The sequence below is a fragment of the Rhizobium sp. 05N49 genome (assembly GCF_056396805.1).
In genome coordinates this window covers 122171-140890 of record NZ_JBFTME010000011.1, presented here as the reverse complement: position 1 = coordinate 140890, position 18720 = coordinate 122171, and the positions used below count along the sequence as shown (strand labels likewise).

Here is an 18720-nt window from a genome sequence, read left to right as displayed (position 1 = left end):
TCCGGCCCGGTGGCGTGAGAACCTCGGTCTCAGGCTTTTGTTCCGTCAGGACCTGCTCTGCGCCAGAATCCCAAAGGCTTCGTATGGACGAAACTCCATTGTCGCATCCACCTTATGGACCGGATCATAATTGCTGATGAGGCAGCGGCCCGAACCCTGCAGTTCGTTCGGCAGATCAAGGGTGATGGTACGAGCGGAAAAGTTTGCCAGTACGGTCAGCCGCTGCTCGTCCAGCGTACGGGTGTAGGCAAAAATGTCTGGATGCTGATCGAGATAGGATTGGAAACGACCGTAGACGATGATCGGATGGGATTTTCTGAGCAGGATCAGCCTTCGGTAGTGGTTCCAGATCGAGTGTTGGTCGGACATCGCGACCTCGGCATTGATCGCTATGTAATTTTCATTGACGTCAATCCAGGGAATGCCGGTGGTGAAGCCGGCATTGGCGCCGGCGCTCCATTGCATCGGCGTCCTTGCATTATCGCGACCGTTTTCATTTGCGCCCCTGATGAAATCTTCAGGCGAGAGGCCGGCCTCAAGATGAAGCCGGTGCATGTTAAGCGTTTCGATATCGCGATATTGTTCGATCTTGGTGAAGGGAGCATTGGTCATGCCGATCTCCTCGCCCTGATAAACGAAAGGCGTGCCTTTTAGAAGATGCAGGACCGTGGCCAGCATCTTGGCAGACTCCACCGGATAACCCTTTATGTCACCGTATTTGGAAACGGCGCGGGGAAGATCGTGGTTGCCCCAGAACAAGGAGTTCCAGCCATCCTCGGCCAGCGCATACTGCCACTTGCCGAGGATCGATTTGAGCTTGACGAGGTCGAAGGGTCGGGAGCGCCATTTCCCGTAGATCTCGTCCCATTGCTGCGTCACGTGCTCGAACTGGAAGACCATGGCAAGTTCTTGGCGAGCGCGCCCGGAATAAAGCAGCGCGGAGCCAGGCGTGGCGCTCCAGGTCTCTCCGACAGTTATGACGTCCCGGTTACCGAAGGTCGCCCGGTTCATCTCCTGGAGATAGTCATGCAGATGCGGCCCGTCAGTCACGATGTTCTGATCCACCTGCTTGCCGATATAATCGATGACATCCATGCGGAAGCCGGCGATTCCTCGTTCGAGCCACCAGTTCATCATCTGGTAGATCTCGTGGCGGACGTTTGGATTGGCCCAGTTGAGGTCCGGTTGACGGCGCGAGAAAAGATGCAGGTAATATTCGCCGGTCCGCTCGTCGAGCGTCCAGGCCGGTCCCCCAAAGGACGACGTCAGTTGGTTTGGTGGACCACCGCCCGCGGCGGGCTTGCGCCATATGTAATAGTCGCGATAGGCGCTCCGTCTTGATGCGCGCGATTGGACGAACCAGGCATGGGCATCGGAGGTGTGGTTGACCACGAGGTCGAGGACAACGCCGATGCCTCGCGAACGGGCCTGCGCGACGAGGTCGTCAAAATCGGCCAACGTTCCGAATTCCGGCGCGATAGCCTGGTAATCGGAAATGTCATAGCCGTTGTCGTCCATCGGCGACGCGTAGACGGGCGATAGCCAGATCAGCTCTATGCCGAGTGCCTTGAGATATTCAAGCTTGGACGTGATACCGGGCAGGTCGCCTACGCCGTCTCCGTTGCTATCGGCGAAGCTGCGGGGATAGACCTGATAGACGGTCGCCGTGTGCCACCACGCGTTGCGGCTCGTTGAAGGTACCATGCGAACGTCCTTGTTCAAACAACCTTAGGGCGCCACGCGCGTTGTCGCGCTGTTGGTGTGAACGCGCGTTTGCCACTCCCCGTTCCCAAGCACGCTGTCGCGGCTGGCGAATGCAATGGCCGCTTCTGTCGCCCCCAACTTCCATTTCCGGCTTCATTGGCCGAGCAGGACAACGCGCCAGGCGTTTGAAACAATACTCGCTTCAAGACGTTTCCCGCGCGAGGCGCAAGGAGAATGAAAATGAACCGTCATGATCGAACGATGAGCAGCCGCTTTCCTCGGGTGCGGAGCCTCGCTGCCTGGGCACTTCTCGCAACGTTGATGGCTTTTGTGTATATGACGTCGACGATCGTGATCTGGTGGCCGCGATAGTACTTCCGGGAATCTTGGAACTAGGTTCGGATGCAAGGTTCGGTCAACACCAGCGCAGATGAACAGATCCGAGCCGTCCGCCGCCTGCGGGCCGAGGGCAGGGCGTGAGCGAACGCAAGTCAGCGAGGGAACTGACCGACACATACGAAATCGACACGCGATCGGCCACAGGCAGAAGAGGACGCGAGCGCGATGATTAGACGACGGCAACCTGGCCAATCTCACATTGCTATGAGGCCGCACGCCGTGGACCGACAGCTTCATCGTCAAAAGAGACGTTTGGCATGCCGGTCAGTGCGAGGCTACGCCAGGTCTATCGGAGCAACCTGCGCGCAACCATCGACTTGGAACCATTCTTAGCGAACGTTGCGGAAACGACGTTTCCCCAAAGAGACCAAGGGTGCGGTACGATCTCTGCGTTGGTGATTTTCCTCCTTCCCCACCCTGGTCGAACCGCTCGCAAGAAGGACGCCGGATATACTGCACGCAGTGCGAGCTACCGATCGGATAACTCGGTACGCTATAGGACAGGGGCGGAACTCCCTTTGCTCATGGTCATTGTCGATGGGTCGGTCGGAGGAGATCCCGCAATGAACACAGCAGTCAATGAATCCCTGCAGGCGGAAGTCTTGACATTGGTTCCTGCAATACGGCGATTTGCATATCGCTTCGAGAGGGATCCCGCAGATGCCGAAGATCTAGCCCAGGAAACGTTGTCGAAAGCATTGGGCCATCTCGATCAATATACGGTCGGGACAAGTCTCAAAAGCTGGTGTTTTACCATTATGAGAAATACGTTCCTCAATAACGTCAACCGCCGCAAACGTCATGTGCTGGTTGCCGAGGTCGACGACAGCTCGACAACAACCGGATGGTGTAACCAGGAGGCCGGACTTTACGCAACGCAAGTCTGGTCGGCGCTCTCCACCCTGCCGCTTCACCAGAAGAACGCGCTGCTGATGGTCCTCGACGGCCTCACCTACGAACAGATCGCGGCTGCATTCGAGTGTGAAATGGGCACGGCAAAGAGCCGAATCGCGCGCGCAAGATCCGCGCTGGCAGCGATACTGGGTGAGATAAATCCTACGGCTGCGGCGACAATTCCAATGGCATAGGAGATCCTCGCGAGGCGTGACCGGCGAAATTCGCCTCATCCGCAACCTTCTTACCCGGAATCGGCAAGCTGACAGCTGCCTAGAGATCTAAAACGGGTCTCCACCAGGCAATTAAAGCGCCGGCACGGGCAATCTACCCGCTTCATCGCTAAAAATATGCGAAACCTGTTGGCGTCACTCCGCCCGCGTAACCGGATTTCACAACCTGCAGCAGCAGTTTCAGACCCTGGCCGGGCGCCGTAAATCGCAGCCTGCCCGTGTGCAGCAGGCAGAGTTGCTGCCGACTGCGACCTGCACCTGGGGAGCCCATCTTCGTGTTCGCACCTATGCCGACCTGCCGTGATATCCACCGTTGGCCTTTATTAAGGTCTTTGGTGACTAATGGCTTTTGGCCGTTACACATAGGTGTTCCCGATGACTGCTATTGCTGACAAGAGATGCTGGCACGACGCCGACTTCTCTGGAACCTTCGAAGCGCCCGGATTGAGGCTCCGATCGGATGGCAGCATCGTGGCCTTCAGCGGTCCGGCTGTCCCGTTTTTCGCCGGGCGACTTCAAGTCGGCGCAATGCTGAATGACGTCCTGGCAGGCTGTGAGAAAAGCGGTCTGACCAAGGCCGGCTCCACAGGATCGATCATGGCTGCGGTCGCAGGCGGTGACGATCGCCACCTCTTCGAAATGGGGGACGGCAGGACCATCCTGATAGAATTCGGCGAAAGTCATGCGGGCCGTAGCCTGCGGTTCGTGGATGTCTCCTATGTGGTCGAAATGACCGTCAGCCAGCAGCGAGACCACCTGACAGGTCTCGCCAGCCGCGCGGCCCTGCTGCGCAAGCTTTCTGAACTCGGTGACGGCGCCAGCTCCCGTCAAGGATCGGCCGTGCTCTATGTCGATCTCGACAGGTTCAAGGCGGTCAATGACACGCTCGGTCATGCGGTTGGTGACCTGCTTTTGAAGCGTGTCGGCGACCGCATCGCCAAGATGATCGGGCCAGGCGATCTTCTGGCTCGCGTCGGCGGCGATGAATTTGCGCTTGTGCAGGGCTCGGGCACCCAACCAGAGGCGGCCCAGTCGCTTGCGGCTAGAATTATCGAAATCGTCAGCCGCACCTACCTCATCGGGGGCCATTCGGTCCAAATCGGAGCCAGCGTCGGTATCTCTTTGAACGACGATGCCCCAGACGAGGTGATCCGCAAGGCCGATCTTGCATTGTTCAAGGCAAAGTCGGACGGCAAGGGAACCTATCATTTCTTTTCCGCCGCACTCGACGATGAGGCGCAGAGACGCCGGGAGCTCGAGGTGGCGCTCCGGCGGGCTCTCGTGCTGAAAGAGTTTTCGGTCGTCTACCAGCCCCAATACAGGATTGAAGGCAAGGTCCTGGTCGGTTTCGAAAGCCTGGTCCGCTGGACCACGTCCGATCGCGGTCCCATATCGCCAGTCGAGTTCATACCCGTGGCCGAACAGGTCGGCATAATCGATCAGCTCGGAGAATGGGTGTTGCGCACCGCCTGTACCGAAGCGGCCGGCTGGCCGGACGAGCTCACCGTCGCCGTCAACCTCTCGCCCGTTCAGTTCAGAAACAGCGGCCTGATTTCCGCCGTGGCTTCCGCATTGGCTTTTTCAGGCCTTCCTCCTTCGCGACTGGATCTGGAAATCACGGAGGGCGCGCTCATAGAGGACGCGGATCTAACCCTCTCGATTCTGCGAGAGCTAAAAGCGATGGGCGTCAGGATTTCGATCGACGACTTCGGTACAGGTTACTCGTCGCTGAGCTACTTGCAAAAGTTTCCGTTCGACAAGATCAAGATCGACCGGTCGTTCATCACCACGCTGGAAACGAACACCGACAGTGCGGCAATTGTGCGGGCCGTGACTGCGCTCGGCGCAAGCCTTGGCATGGTGACCATCGCCGAAGGGGTCGAGACTGAAGATCAGCTTCGGTTGGTCGCGCGCGATGGGTGCACCCAGGCACAAGGCTACCTGACCGGACGACCGTTGTCGGCAAGCGACGCCATGTCTCTGGCCAAAGCAACGAAAGGCTAGGAAATGTCTCTCTACAGGTTGGCTTATCTCAGCTCCAATCGACTTGAACGCGAACCGGCGTTGTTTCGCAACGAGATTGATCGAATACTTGCGGCTAGCCGACGAAACAATCCAGCCGTCGACGTCACCGGTGCCCTCCTTTTCAGCTCAGGCTTTTTCGGACAGGTTCTGGAGGGACCGCAAACTGCGGTAGAGGCAACTTTCGAGAGAATTCAGCAAGATCAGCGTCATGGCAACGTGGCGCTGCTGGATTGTGTTCCGATCATTGGTCGCACGTTTGGCGACTGGTCCATGGCCTATGTCGGCAGTCCTTCGATCAGCTTCCAGTCGGATCTCGTTCTGGATCCCGAGCTACTAACCGGCGATGCGCTGGTCTCGATGCTGCGTTCACTAGTCCTGGATGGTGTCGGAGCGTAATCGGCCGGCCTCTCCTGCCTGCTTTTGCCTGGCTGATAACGCCGGCAAATGAGGAGCATCCCAGCTCCGGCCTCGCCGTCGATTGCCGCTAATCGTGACAAAACACACGCGTCGTCCGCTAGCGGTTCGCAAAACTGCCGAGAAGTCTTATTCCTCACCAGGATTAGAGACTCCGTTGCGGCTTCGGGGCACAATCGTGCTCCTTGCAGTGCTGACTCTACCGCGACGCAGGGCATTAACGAAAATGCAGCGCCCTTGGCTCGCCCAGCAGCAGACGCGATCGCTGTCGATCTGGTTGCTGACAAGGCACGGGAACATCCCGATGGCAGCGAAGTTTTGTTTTTAGACGCGACGCCAAGCCTCTTGAAGTGTCACGAGAGATGTCGCGTCTCCCTGCACGACGCTCTCGGTCCATAAGGACCGGGGGCGTTGGTTGAGTGAAGTGAGCCCGGGTATTCTGGAGGCTCCACCTGTCCTCACGCAGACTAGATCCCTGAAGGCTTGTGGGTTTGCTGGTGCAGACCGCTCAATGAGAAGCAAGGATGACCGCACATCGTTCTGAGGTCACTCGGCCATGCGGCAGATCATAGTTGTACAACGCACTGGCGACGCGCCGACCATCGCAGCCCTATGAGCTGTTTGCAGCTGCAAACAACCTCAGCTTGCCCGCAGATCCCCATGTCCCTGAGATCTCAACAACGCCATCAACATCGGCCCCAAGGAGAATTCGCCGCGCTCGGTGCGCTTGGTTAAGTCTCGAAGATAGGCCCCGGCGGAGTTAATCATGTTCGCGCGTTCCAGAATGCAGGCCACAGCCACGGCCGCGTTTTCGGGACCCATAATCTCGCAGGCATCCTGATACGCAGACGGGCTCACCCCGAGCATCGATCGCACCACGACCGCCGCCGACATCAGATCACGCCAAGTTGCTATTCCCGCGCCACCTTGTCCGTACTGACCGATCTGCGGGCAGGCCCTTAGAACGACACCGAGAGGGAATGCCTTTAGCGGCTCCCTCCGAGGCCCCCGATCTTTCTCTGCCTTTTCGCCCTGCTCTTTTTCAGAGCTAGGTTCAAGTTCAGTGGATGGTTCGGTTTTTGAATTCTGTAAGTGCCGCTCGTTCTGAGCATCATTGCCGCTCATATTATCTGCGAGAGCCTGCGTTTCCAAGCGATTGAGGACCTCGTCCTTCAACATCCTCATCTCATCGAGGATGTCCGCCACAACGGCAAGTGTCGGGACGCGCGGAATTCGTCTGACTAGCGCAACATACATGCTTTCCACCGACTGCCAGTCGCCTTTTGCCCCTTCTTCCACCGCAGCCGAGATCAGCTTGCGGATATCACGCCGGCAAATCGTCAGGTTCTCCTTGACCTTCCTGAGCGCAATGCGTTCAGCTATGACCTGCTGTGCCAGCATTGCAAGCTCTTCGGCGCGAGCGAGGAGAGGGGACAGGTCGAAGCCAAAGGCATTTTCGATGTCACCGGCGGCGTCCTTGCGGGCATAGCGCTTGCCGTTCGCGCTGTCTTTGCGAACGATAAGGCCAACGTCGACCAGCGCTGCAAGGTGACGGCGAAGCGTGGAGCCTGGCATGGCGTGCGCCCGCAAAGACAGCTGAATGTTCGAAGGAAAGACGATCAGTTGCCCATCGTGACGCAGCTCATTGTCAGGGTAAAAACTCAAGAGTGCGTCGAGGACGGCAAGGCTGTTCGACTGAATGCCGAGCAGGTCCTTGGCCGCAGAAGCGTCTCGRAACACTTTCCACTTTTCGACGGTTTTATCTGCCTTGATCTCGGCAAGGGCTTGTTGCCGCCTCACGAGCGCGAGCGACATCGGTCGCCGCCCGAAAGGCGTCGTCACATTTCCGGTTTCCATCGTTTCTCACCTGTCAGCAGGCAAAAGGAAAGCGCTCATCAAAAACGATGCCAAAGACTCTTGACGATGATTCTCGGAAATGCGAATCTGGATGTGCTAGAAACAGATCAGGGCTTCCGAGACGGCGACGTTTTGGGGCTCTTTTCTTTTGCGGGTTACACGTCCTTCTTGTTGCGCTTGGTCGTCTGATGCGCCTCAAAGAGCGCAGGCAGTTGCTCTATCAAGAAGGCAGCGAAATCCGGCGCCGACTTCTTGTCGATTGTGATTTCGAGTTTCGACCGGCTGTTCTTGATCTGCGCAAGCCGGCTCCCGTCGGGTGTGGACAGCATATTGTAACTGCCCACTTCCACATTGATCGGTTTCAGATGTGCCAGGGTCTGCCTGAAACGTTCCTCCGAAGCCAGGTGGCCCAAACCCTCCGCATAGGTGCAGACCTCAGAAGGCTCCTCAACCTTGTCCATGAGGGCTGCGAGTTGCTGCCAATTTGGCCGCCCAACGCCGGGAGCAGGGCCAATGGCTTCGACTAGTTCGGCTGGCAGCAGATCGACTATTTGAAGCATGATCGAGAGCGTACTCTTGTCCAGCGACATAGAGGACATGATGACTTCCCGCGAAAAGTCTTCCTTAAGACGGGCGGCGAACCGCGCCTTCTCGATGAAGGAAAGATCTTGGCGTTCGTTGTTTTCCTGGCCCTGGGCGATGACCAGTTGTTCATCCGTCAGATCGCGGACAACTGCCTTGACTGGAAGGCCAGCTTCGAAAGCTGCGCGAAGACGCCGATGACCAAATGCAACCTGATATCGGCCAGGCTTTTCCGGATGAGGACGCACCAGGATCGGGACGTGCTGGCCCTGCTCCTTGATCGATGAGACAAGCCCGGAAATATCTCCTCCCATGCGGTCCTGCACGAAGGAGGGCTCGATCAGTTGCGGCTCGAGGTCGATGACGGTTTGACCTTCCGCCAGCCGCCGTTCGATCTCATTGGCGCGTCGACTGCGGTCATTGAGGTCGCCAAGCGATTTGCTAACGGCCGTCATGGGCTTCGACTTGCCGGCATCCATGAACGGTCTGGAATGTGGCGGCGGCGTCGTGCTGTCACCGTGCAGGGAGGAGAGGAGGTTCTTCCGGCTCATGATCTCCCCCACGTCGCCTTGATAAGGGACTCGATCTCGCCGTTGACGTTGTTCATCGATTCCATGGCGCGATCATAAGTCGAGCGCGTGAACTGCGTTCGCTCGACTTCAAACAGGGTCTGCTTGGTTATTCCGGCATCCGAGACCGCCGTGCTTTTCACCATCGGGTTGACGAGCACATCCTCGCCGAACATCGAGCGAAGAAACGCGACCATCTGGTTCTGTGGGCCGTCGGTGGGCTCAAAGCGCGTAATGAGGTAGCGCATCCAATTGTTACGGTCTTCGGCTCCAGCTTCGGCAATTTCCTCAAGCAGCGCGCTCATCATCGAAAGGAACTGGTTCATCGACATGACATCCAGCATCTGAGGATGAATCGTGATCAGAGCCGATGTCGCCGCTGTGAGGGCCGATAGCGTAAGAAATCCCAGCTGCGGAGGGCAATCGATCACGACGACGTCGTAGGCGTCCTCGACTTCCCGGATGGAGGCCTGTAACCGGGCAAAGAAGAGAATGTCGTCCGGCTTGCGTTGAAGGAGCGCCTTTGGCGTATCGTGTTCGAACTCCATCAGCTCGAGGTTTCCCGGGATGATATGGAGATCAGGGATGTACGTCCCGCGGACAATTTCCTGAATCGGACGGCGCTCTTCGTCGTACCGGATGGCACCATAGATCGTCTCGTTCGGACCAACGTCGACTTCCGGCTGGTTTCCGAACAAGGCCGACAGGCTAGCTTGAGGATCGAGGTCGATCGCCAGAACCCGATATCCCCTCAGCGCGAGATATTGTGCAAGGTGCGCCGAGGTCGTTGTCTTGCCCGAACCTCCCTTGAAGTTCATGACAGAAATGATCTGCAGTTCCTCTCCGTCACGTCGATGAGGCAGATAGCGACCGCTTGTTCGACCTGGGCGGTCGAGATAGGCGCGAATTGCTGAGATTTCCTGGACGCTGTACATGCGCCGACCGCCGGCAACGGCGGGCCTGAATTCGATGCCCCCTCCTTCGGAAGCCTTCTTTTCGAGGTCGACGGCCACGGTTCGCAGATATCCTTCAGCGACACCCAGCAGCTTGGCAGCCTCAGACGGCGTGAAGGCCCGGATCCCTTTACGAGCATGGGGCGGAAAGATATTTGTTTGATGTTCCTGCAGCTTGGTCGAAAGCGACGAGGCGTGCTCCGCAATCGTGAAGCGGAGAGAAGAGTTTCGGCTTTCCTTTGCCTTTGCGGTGTTCATCATATTATCGCCTGCGGGCCTCACATGCGGAAAAAAGCCAACCAACGAGCTGACACCGCAGATAAGGAATAAGACCCGATTCCCCTCACAGGGCAAGACCATTGGGTTAACAATGGGTTACACGAACGGTAAGCGAGCAGCCTGTCAAACGGAAAAATTGCCAAAACTTAAGCAAAATTAATGGCTTCAGGGGCGCATGCGCGCTCGACCGAGGCCTGGAAAAATGAGTCGATAACAGCCCGAAATCGAGGCATCCAGCCCGTTGCACCCTCCCGCTGATCGTTTTGCCCCCTTGCGCGAGACAATGAGGTGCGACTCAGTGAGCAGATGGGCGGCAGGCACGCTGCCGCTTCAGGTCACTAGCTCGACGCCCTCTGCAGGAGCTTAGCCCCCTAAAACAGGCAATAGAGGAGCAGCGTCGACTACATTAAATGTGCTTTTTCCGCCAGCATTTCGCGCCCGCGGGCGAGTGGACCGGGCAAGGGATTTGGCTTAGACTTTTTTCAATGGAATCAGTGTTTTCAAAGGGAGAGCGGTAAAATGTTCGGCTTCTTCAAACGAAAGAAACACAGTTCTTTCTCTCCCGAGGTCCAGTTACTTTGGTCTGAGGTAGAAAAGCTTCGGGTTCGGTTTCGAAGCAGGGGGACCTCGATCGAAAAAGCCATGGATTCCGTTTCTCAAGAGCTTTCCAGGCAGTTGTCTACTGAGGGCTCCTTTGCCACGGACTTGATCCTCAAGCGAGGATGGTCTGTCAGCGACGCGGCGCATATGATGATTGCCGAGCATGTTTCAGCTGCGCTCCTCAGCGAGCGGACCCAGTCCGATCAACGGACTCCTGGCGACAAAGCCAAGGCGTACCTACAGCTATTCAAATGGTGCTCGGAAAGAATGATCAGTTCCGGACGATTGCCAGCCGAGCGAGCTCAGGCCGAAATTCAGGCATTTGAGGAGGAAATCGGATACCGCGGCGCGGCCCACGCAGGCTGATCAAAAGTGAAGGCCGCGCGGGCCGACCACGGACCCTAGCAGAAGCCGTTGATCTTGAGAATCTTATGGGCCTCGATAATCGCCCTCAGACGATCCTCCGACGCCCGATCTCCCTGATTGGCATCGGGATGATGTATTTTGACCTGTTCCTTGTATTTTTTTCTAATTTCTGCAGGTTCCGCGTCGTCAGCAAGGCCGAGCGTTTCGAATGCCTTGGCTTCAAGTACCTTGAGTTTTCGCAGGCGAAGATCCGCTTTCTTCTCCTGCGATGTCGCGGCCTTTTTGCGCAAATTGATCGCTTTGGCCGTTCCGGAACGGACGGACGAGGGGAGAGGAACCTCCAATGCAGCGGTGGCACGGGTTCCCCAGGTGGGCAGCGTGCCGCTCGCCGCTTCGCGCTGATAGCGAGCAGTCACCGGGTCGGAAAGTTTCGTAATGTAGTTGTATCCCTTGGTATAGGCGCTCAAATGGGTGGAGCAGAACAGAAGATAGAGACCCTCTGCATCCGCTCCCACTGGCGCGCGATGCGGCCCATCCTTGTCGCAGCCGTCCCATTGGCATTTCGGACCAACGCTCTCACGCTGCTGGCCCACTTTCTTGCGCGTCGGTTTCAAACTGACGAAAATCTTCGGTACATGGCTCATCTCGGCATTTATGGCCCAACGAGCGTCAATGGCAAGACAGGTAAATCGCGGGCAAGATCTGCTCAAGCCCGGCGTGATGCGATCATGGAACGGGCGAGGGAACGTCGAACGCATGGGCCTCGAAACCAATTCGAAGTGGTCGTCAACAACGCTTTGTTCGGGCAAAACCACGCATTGTACGACGGAAAGACTTCATCCGGACGCGCACGCTCTTTCAGCGATCGCCTGAAGCCCCGCTTCAATCCGATGCCCGCCGCTCGCGTCATCAATCAAGGACAACCCGCTGGTCCACGACCGCTTCCTCACTGAAGCCGACATCGGCACCGGCGCGAACCAGGACCGATCGTTCCAGACGTGAAAGCCAGAACTATGCGATGAGCGCGCGCGCCTCGAGCATCGTCGATCACTGAGCAGGGAATTCGAGCTTGCGAACATCATAGCCGAGGTCGGCGGCTTTGCGCACCATGCGACGAAGGTTCGTCTTTGAGGGGATAGTGCGCGAGTAGATCCAGAGATCGGTCATTGACGGGTTGGCGCTGATGAACCAGGCCTTGTCAGGCGACTTGTAGAGAACCCAATATCTGAATGTGATGAAGAACGGGTAGCGGACACGCATCTTCGCATTCGTTGTTCCAAAATCCTCGATCTTGCCGGTTCCGTGAATGGTCTTCAGGCGCCCCTGTGGAGTATGAACGTGACATCCGTCCTCAACGAGAACCTCGTCCGGCACCTTGCCCTTCCGGTAGGTCGAATAACCGGCAACGCAGCCATCGGTCAGCGACATCGGTGTCCGTCCGATCTCGAGCCAAGTTCCGGAATAGTGGTCCGGTCCAACCTTGACGACGGCCGGCGCGGTAGCAGCCTGCGTTGCAAAGCCGATGGTCAAGGCGAGCGTGGCGGCAAAAACGGCCGAAAAACTCCAAGGTGATGACATGATGGCGTCCTTCCGATGCAACATATGCGTTAATGGTGATTGGGCTGGGTCATGATCCCTGCGTAGCGAACTGCGATCAACGCCATGAGGCTGGCGACCGCAAAGCTGTTGAGCTTGAGAAGAATGGTCAGATCCGGATTGCTCCACACATGCAGCGGCTGACCGAGGCCATAGCGAGATAAAACGAAGGCCAGGAACACGAAGACGGCCATGCTGCGTTGCCACCATATTTCCTCGGCGCGAAATGAGAGAGCTGCCAGCATGATGCAAGGGGCCAGAAAAAGCTGCGTGCCGGAGCCGGTACCAAAAAGCTTTGTCTCAAAGAGCGTATCAAGCGTGGCGACCAGCGGCAGGGCGATGCGGGCGGCCAGAGGTGCAAGGTGGGCCATGAAGGCAATGATGACGAACAGCGGGGCGGCAAGCAGGGTGGCCAGCGCTGCCGTCGTGCCATTGCCGACCAGATACCAGACGTAGAGCGGATAGAAGGGTTTGTTTATCAAGATAACCCACACGATCGCCACGGTCGCCTGTGTCTGGGGGTCGAGATGGCGCCGCTCGTTTTCGGCCGTCATGCAAAATACTCGGTCGAAGCCGGGGACAGGAGATAGTGGCCGACCCCCCAGACATTTCCGTTCTCGTGACCGAATAGGCCCGCGGTCGCGAGGAAAAACAGTCGCCAGCGGCGCTGCCAGAGCGAAGCGTCCTTGCCATAGACCTCGCGCAAGATCGGCTGGATGCGATCGATTCTTTCATCAAAGGCGTTGAGCCAGTCGAGCGCCGTGCGGCGGTAATGCAAACCCGACCAGCGCCACTCCTTCTCCACCTTGAAGAGACTGGCGAACTTGTGGGGCAGGTCATGCGCCGGCATAATGCCGCCAGTAAAAAAATGAAGTGCAATCCAGTCGGCCGGATCGCCATGGTCGAAGCGATATGAGCGGTCCTTGTGCGTAAAGACGTGCAGAAAAAGCTTCCCGTCCGATTTTAGCCAGGCTCGTACGCGCTCCAAAAGCACGCTCCAGTTGGACATGTGCTCGAACATTTCTACCGAGATGACGCGATCGAAACGCTCATCCGTGGCGAAATCGTTCATATCGGCGGTGATGACTGTGAGATTGGTGAAACCGTATTTAGCCGCCAAATTCAGGATATAGGCGCGCTGTGACGCGGAGTTGGACACCGACGTGATCCGGGAGTTGGGGAATTTCCGGGCAAGGTGAAGCGAAAGCGAACCCCAGCCACAACCAAGTTCAAGAATGTTCATGCCGTCCCCGATCGCGGCGTGCCCCACCGTTTCGGAGAGGGCACAAGTCTCTGCTTCCTCAAGCGTCGTGGTGGACATTGGATAGAGACAGCAGGAATATTTGCGCTGGGGACCGAGCACCAAGGCGAAGAACTCCGGCGGCACTTCATAATGCTGGCGGTTGGCTTCGTGGGGATGAGCCGCGACGGGAAAATGCATCATCGTGTCGACGAAAGCCTGTTCATCCAAAGCCGGGCTGGCAGCGAGCTTTCGCTTGGTGCGGCCGCAGAGGAAATCGATGCCGGCAAGCGTCATGCCATCGCTCAAGGGCGTTCGCTCAGCGGTATTTATGGCAAAAGCCAACATGTTCATGGCAGTTCTCCGTTTCGACGGGGTCCGGGAAAGAACGCGTTGACGCGCCTCTGAAGGATGCGGAACTTGTCTCCGCGCGATCGCAGCATGTGGTCTTCGAGCGGCGGGATGCCCGAAACATGCACCAGGAGCCAGTACATCAGCGCCGGCGCCAGCAGCGAGATAAAGGTCGATACGGACGAGCTCAAGGATAGAAGTGGCCAGGCGCACCAGAAGAGCCATTCGAAGAAATAGTTGGGATGGCGCGAGTAGCGCCACAACCCGATTTCGCAAGTCTCGGTCTTGGCCGCAGGGGTCCGACGAAATTGGGCGAGCTGGCGATCGGCGATTGTCTCTCCGACCAACGCAACGACGGCGATAAGGATTGCCACGACATCCACCGCGCGCGCGAAGGGCGCGTCATTGGTTGCAGCCATATAGACGGCCAAGACAAGAATGAAGGCGGCGAGCGCCTGGATTTGTAGAAACAAAAACAGCCTCCAGGCGGCGGTCTCACCCCATTCCTGGATTAACCTGGCGTAACGCGGATCTTCTTGGCCACTACGGGTCCGCGCGCCGATATGACAGGCAAGCCTTGCCGCCCAGGCGCCTATCAATGCCAGCACCGTCATGCGCCGCCAAACATCTCCGTCGGCTACGAGCACGGCAGCAATGCCGCCAGATCCGACCGCAAGTGACCAGACCGTGTCGATCCATCCGCTCAGGCCCGTGACGCGCTGCACGCCCCAGGCGCCGGCCATGGCAAGCGATAGGCAGACTGCGATGGTGAGGAAAACCTCCATGTCCGTCCTTCCACTATCGTTCACTTCGCAGTCGTCATCTACGGTCTGCGCGGGTCAGCGGTTTTCGCCATCTCTCAAAAGAACAGGAAAAAAATTTCCGCCGATTACGAACCGAGCCGAGCGAGCTTTCGTACCTGCCTTCCGGAGCAGAGAGCGTCGACGAGAGGAATTGATGACATTTTATCAGCGGATCCCGGGCGAACGGCGCCTGAACATCGCAGTCGTGGGCAGCGGGATTTCCGGGCTTTCCGCCGCATGGCTACTATCGCACCGCCACGAGGTCACTGTGTATGAGGCGGCCGATCGGATCGGCGGGCACAGCACTACGGTGGAATACGAAAGCGCGAGCGGGCCTGTCGTGGTTGATACAGGCTTCATTGTCTACAACGAACTGACATATCCCAACCTGACGGCACTCTTCCATATGCTGCAGGTGCCCACGACCGCGTCCAACATGTCTTTTGCGGTCTCGATGGACAACGGCGCGTTCGAATATTCCGGGGGGACCGGCTTCGGGCTGCTTGCGCAACCGATCAACGCGATTAGCCTGCGCTTCTGGTCAATGATGCGCGATCTTCTACGCTTTTACCGCAACGCGCCGCGCGATCTGGCGACCATGGACGGCATCTCGCTCGAGCAGTATCTCGACTTACACGGCTATGGCCGCGCATTCCGCTTTGATCACCTTTACCCGATGGCGTCCGCCATCTGGTCGACGCCGACCATGGATGTCGCGGCCTATCCCGCCGCCGGTTTCGTGAAATTCAGCTGTAACCACGGCCTGCTCAGATTGTGGAACCGCCCGACCTGGCGCACGGTGGAAGGGGGAAGCCGTGAATATGTCAGTCGCATGAGCCAACGCTTCTCCGACAAGATCCGGATCTCGACACCGGTTACGGTCATTCGTCGCGAGGAGGGGCGGGTTATAGTTCATGATGGTTCCGGTCAGCAGCAGGCATTTGATGATGTGGTCGTGGCTACGCATGCCGATCAGGCGCTTCGCATGCTTGCCGATGCCAGCAATGAAGAGCGGCGCRTCCTCGGCGCTTTCCGTTATTCGCGCAACGAGGCTGTGCTTCATGGCGATACTGGGCTGATGCCGAAACGGCGCGCCGCCTGGTCGAGCTGGAACTATGTCGTCGACCGTCGAACGGACGGGTGCGACGAGGCGCAAAAGCCCTCGATTACCTATTGGATGAACAAGCTGCAGCCCCTCGGCACCGCGCCACCGACATTCGTCACCTTGAACCCGCAACGCGAGCCACGTCCGGATAGCATCCTTCGTCGCGAAGTCTGCGACCATCCCGTCTTCAACCTTGAAACCGAGCAGGCGCAACAGGAATTATGGTCGCTGCAGGGAAAGCGCAACACGTGGTTCTGCGGAGCCCATTTCGGCGCGGGCTTCCACGAGGACGGCCTTCAAGCGGGGCTGGCCGTGGCGGAAGAGCTCGGCGGATTGCGGCGACCCTGGCAGGTGGCGCAGGAAAGCGCGCGCATCGTGCGCAAGCCCCTGACCCGACCGGCAGAGCGCCCGGTCGAGCTGGAGGTGCTGGCATGAGGACAAAAGCTTGGTTGGCCGTCCTCGGCCAGATGTTGATATTGCAGCGGACGTCAAAGACGCGGCGGCTCGTTAACATATTATGCGCGCTGAATAGCGACATCAGTGTGGGGACGTCGGCGATCCGGGTGGCGCGCGTCCGCAGCCTGTCCGGCCGCCGCCGCCTGCCGATCACGCGTCGCTCGTTCCTGCGCCCAACGCCCAACAAATCATGCTTGAGCGGGAGGACGGCAAGCCATGAGCCAGCCTGACGATTCCCTTGGCGTTCCACTCGCTCCTTCCGGCACACAGAAGCTTGGCCCTGGCGGCCGTCTCGTAGCGCGGCTTATTTCGGAGATGAGTTTTGGCCGGCTGCGGATCGTGCTTCCGAATGGCACTGTCATCGAAAAAGTCGGACCTGAACCGGGGCCGGATGCGATGCTCGTCATGCGGCGATGGCGGATGTTGTCTGATCTGCTCACGGCCGGCGATATCGGCTTTGCGGCGGGTTATCTTGACGAGGACTGGACGACGCCGGACCTGACCGCGTTGATCCGCCTGGCGGCGAGGAATAGGGACGCGCTTTCGCGCGCGATCGACGGCAACATCCTGATGCGGCTATTCAATCGGATCGGCCATCGGTTCAATGCCAACACGCGCAGGGGAAGTCGCCGCAATATCGAAGCGCATTATGATCTCGGCAACGACTTCTATCGGGAGTGGCTCGACAGCATGATGCTTTATTCCTCGGCGATTTTCGACGACACGACGCCCACACTGGAAGCCGCCCAGCAGATGCGGCTTTCGCGCATCCGCGAGAAACTTGCTCTTCGAGGTGGCGAACGCGTTCTCGAGATCGGCTGCGGGTGGGGCGCCCTTGCCGCTGATCTCGCCACGCATTCTAACGCGCAGGTGGTCGGTTTGACGCTGTCGCCCGCGCAACTTCGGTGGGCACAAGAGGTAGCCGTGGCGAGCGGCAGGGGCCAGCAAATCGATCTGCGGCTGCAGGACTACCGCGACACGGACGGACAGTTCGATCGCATCGTGTCGATTGAAATGTTCGAGGCAGTCGGGGAAGCATATTGGCCGAGCTACTTCGAGACCCTTCGTCGATGCCTTGCGCCGCAGGGCCGTGCGGTTCTGCAGATCATTTCCATCGAGGACAAGCTATTCAGAAGCTATCGCAGCAGCATCGACTTTATCCAGAAATACATATTCCCAGGGGGATTCCTGCCGTCCGAGCCAGCGCTCGTCGCTGCGATCACCTCGTCCGGGCTCAAGCTACAAGAGGTAGACCACTTCGGGAAATCGTATGCGAGAACGCTGCGGGAGTGGCGCAAGCGGTTTCATGCCCGATGGCCCGCCATCGCAACCCTTGGCTTCGACGAGCGCTTCAAGCGGTTGTGGCACTATTACCTCTGTTACTGCGAGGCAGGTTTTGAAGAGGGCAGTATCAATGTTGGGCTCTATACCATCAAGCATTCATAGGTCGCGCAACCAAGGAGAGCAAAGATGACACCAATGATCCCGGCGGCCATGGCTATCAACCTTTGTTTGTACGGCATGGCAAATGCCACCGATATCGAAGGTCGGTGGGCGCGAGGCGACGGGAATGCCAGCGTAAGGATCGCGCCGTGTGGCCCCGATCTCTGCGCAATCAACACGTGGATAAAGCCAGGGACTCCCAAGGAAAAACAGGGCGACAAGCTGGTCATGACCATCAAGAGGGGCACGAGCGGGGTCTATTCCGGCACAGCTTTTGATCCACAGCGTAACCTAACCTACAGCCTGACGGTAACGGTAGATGGAGACAAGATGGTCACGAAGGGATGCATCATTGCCGGCCTCCTGTGCAAGGGCGTGGAATGGGCGCGGATTAAGTGAGGATTGACGCTCATGCTCGCTTCGAAGCCCGGTCGGGCAGGGCGGGATCGCACAGTTTGAGGTTAGGGTGTCGAAGGTTGGCAAACACCCGCCGCGCGATCCCGCTCCGACAACTTCAGAAACGCATAATTGTTCCTACCTACTGCCTAAGGCAGGCCAGGCGTCTCTTTGCGGACATTAACCACGTAGAAACGTTGATTCATCGAGGCGCATTTGATGCGGGAACTTTACCTCGCCGCCGGGCTTCATACGCGGGCCGTGCAGCCGGGGGACTGAAGCCCTGACCCCACTAAAGTCGGCTGTACGGTCCACCCTCGTATGATGATCCAGGCTAGTACGGGAACCGTGTCCAGGACATGCAATGCATAGCCTGATGCTCCCAAAGTTTCTCGCCCAGTTTCACGCGAGAAGTGGTCCCTGGCGCATCTCGCAAATGCTATCGGCCGCGCGGC

General features: G+C 58.1%; 16 protein-coding genes. 7 read left to right on the top strand and 9 right to left on the bottom strand.

What is annotated here, in order from left to right:
• Nucleotides 1-45: 45 nt before the first annotated feature.
• The gene (locus AC1DF8_RS22235) at nt 46-1704 is read right to left on the bottom strand and encodes a glycoside hydrolase family 13 protein (protein WP_113212605.1); all 1659 of its coding nucleotides are present in this window, start codon (nt 1702-1704) and stop codon (nt 46-48) included.
• A gap of 962 nt (nt 1705-2666) precedes the next feature.
• Between AC1DF8_RS22235 and AC1DF8_RS22230 the strand changes: the two genes are divergently transcribed.
• The 3 genes from AC1DF8_RS22230 to AC1DF8_RS22220 all read left to right on the top strand — a co-directional run bounded on the left by AC1DF8_RS22230 (nt 2667) and on the right by AC1DF8_RS22220 (nt 5651).
• Nucleotides 2667-3191, top strand: coding sequence for an RNA polymerase sigma factor (locus AC1DF8_RS22230; protein WP_162710063.1), 525 nt, complete (start codon nt 2667-2669; stop codon nt 3189-3191).
• Nucleotides 3192-3605: 414 nt separating this feature from the next.
• Nucleotides 3606-5234, top strand: a complete 1629-nt coding sequence (locus AC1DF8_RS22225) for a putative bifunctional diguanylate cyclase/phosphodiesterase (protein ID WP_478155032.1) — start codon at nt 3606-3608, stop codon at nt 5232-5234.
• A gap of 3 nt (nt 5235-5237) precedes the next feature.
• Nucleotides 5238-5651, top strand: a complete 414-nt coding sequence (locus AC1DF8_RS22220) for a BLUF domain-containing protein (protein WP_113212608.1) — start codon at nt 5238-5240, stop codon at nt 5649-5651.
• Nucleotides 5652-6308: 657 nt separating this feature from the next.
• Here the strand turns inward: AC1DF8_RS22220 and repC are convergent.
• The 3 genes from repC to repA form a co-directional block, all read right to left on the bottom strand.
• Nucleotides 6309-7526, bottom strand: coding sequence for a plasmid replication protein RepC (gene repC, locus AC1DF8_RS22215; protein WP_478155030.1), 1218 nt, complete (start codon nt 7524-7526; stop codon nt 6309-6311).
• A gap of 155 nt (nt 7527-7681) precedes the next feature.
• Complete coding sequence (gene repB, locus AC1DF8_RS22210) at nt 7682-8659, bottom strand: plasmid partitioning protein RepB (RefSeq protein WP_113212610.1); 978 nt, start codon at nt 8657-8659, stop codon at nt 7682-7684.
• Nucleotides 8656-9891 (bottom strand): plasmid partitioning protein RepA, encoded by a 1236-nt coding sequence (repA, locus tag AC1DF8_RS22205; protein ID WP_113212611.1) that lies wholly within the window; start codon nt 9889-9891, stop codon nt 8656-8658. The genes repB and repA overlap by 4 nt, the downstream gene beginning before the upstream one ends.
• A 537-nt stretch (nt 9892-10428) precedes the next feature.
• On the opposite strand from repA, the gene AC1DF8_RS22200 reads away from it, so the two are divergent.
• Nucleotides 10429-10875: a hypothetical protein gene (locus AC1DF8_RS22200; protein WP_112971330.1), complete on the top strand. Its 447-nt coding sequence runs from the start codon at nt 10429-10431 to the stop codon at nt 10873-10875.
• Between the two features lie 35 nt (nt 10876-10910).
• On the opposite strand, the gene AC1DF8_RS22195 is transcribed toward AC1DF8_RS22200, so the two are convergent.
• From AC1DF8_RS22195 to AC1DF8_RS22175, 5 genes are all read right to left on the bottom strand, one after another.
• The gene (locus AC1DF8_RS22195; RefSeq protein WP_478155028.1) at nt 10911-11519 is read right to left on the bottom strand and encodes a J domain-containing protein; all 609 of its coding nucleotides are present in this window, start codon (nt 11517-11519) and stop codon (nt 10911-10913) included.
• A 403-nt stretch (nt 11520-11922) separates the two neighbouring features.
• Entirely contained in the window at nt 11923-12453 is a 531-nt protein-coding gene (locus tag AC1DF8_RS22190) for a lipocalin family protein (protein ID WP_478155026.1), read from the bottom strand.
• A gap of 29 nt (nt 12454-12482) precedes the next feature.
• The gene (locus tag AC1DF8_RS22185; RefSeq protein WP_478155024.1) at nt 12483-13025 is read right to left on the bottom strand and encodes a hypothetical protein; all 543 of its coding nucleotides are present in this window, start codon (nt 13023-13025) and stop codon (nt 12483-12485) included.
• Nucleotides 13022-14065 carry an SAM-dependent methyltransferase gene (locus tag AC1DF8_RS22180; RefSeq protein ID WP_478155022.1) on the bottom strand — a complete coding sequence of 348 codons (1044 nt, stop codon included), beginning with the start codon at nt 14063-14065 and terminating at the stop codon, nt 13022-13024. The genes AC1DF8_RS22185 and AC1DF8_RS22180 overlap by 4 nt, the downstream gene beginning before the upstream one ends.
• Complete coding sequence (locus tag AC1DF8_RS22175; RefSeq protein ID WP_478155020.1) at nt 14062-14847, bottom strand: DUF1295 domain-containing protein; 786 nt, start codon at nt 14845-14847, stop codon at nt 14062-14064. The genes AC1DF8_RS22180 and AC1DF8_RS22175 overlap by 4 nt, the downstream gene beginning before the upstream one ends.
• A gap of 172 nt (nt 14848-15019) precedes the next feature.
• Between AC1DF8_RS22175 and AC1DF8_RS22170 the strand changes: the two genes are divergently transcribed.
• From AC1DF8_RS22170 to AC1DF8_RS22160, 3 genes are all read left to right on the top strand, one after another.
• Complete coding sequence (locus AC1DF8_RS22170; RefSeq protein ID WP_478155018.1) at nt 15020-16405, top strand: NAD(P)/FAD-dependent oxidoreductase; 1386 nt, start codon at nt 15020-15022, stop codon at nt 16403-16405.
• Nucleotides 16406-16642: 237 nt separating this feature from the next.
• Nucleotides 16643-17872: a class I SAM-dependent methyltransferase gene (locus AC1DF8_RS22165; protein WP_478155016.1), complete on the top strand. Its 1230-nt coding sequence runs from the start codon at nt 16643-16645 to the stop codon at nt 17870-17872.
• Nucleotides 17873-17896: 24 nt separating this feature from the next.
• The gene (locus AC1DF8_RS22160) at nt 17897-18268 is read left to right on the top strand and encodes a DUF2147 domain-containing protein (protein WP_478155014.1); all 372 of its coding nucleotides are present in this window, start codon (nt 17897-17899) and stop codon (nt 18266-18268) included.
• Nucleotides 18269-18720: the final 452 nt, after the last annotated feature.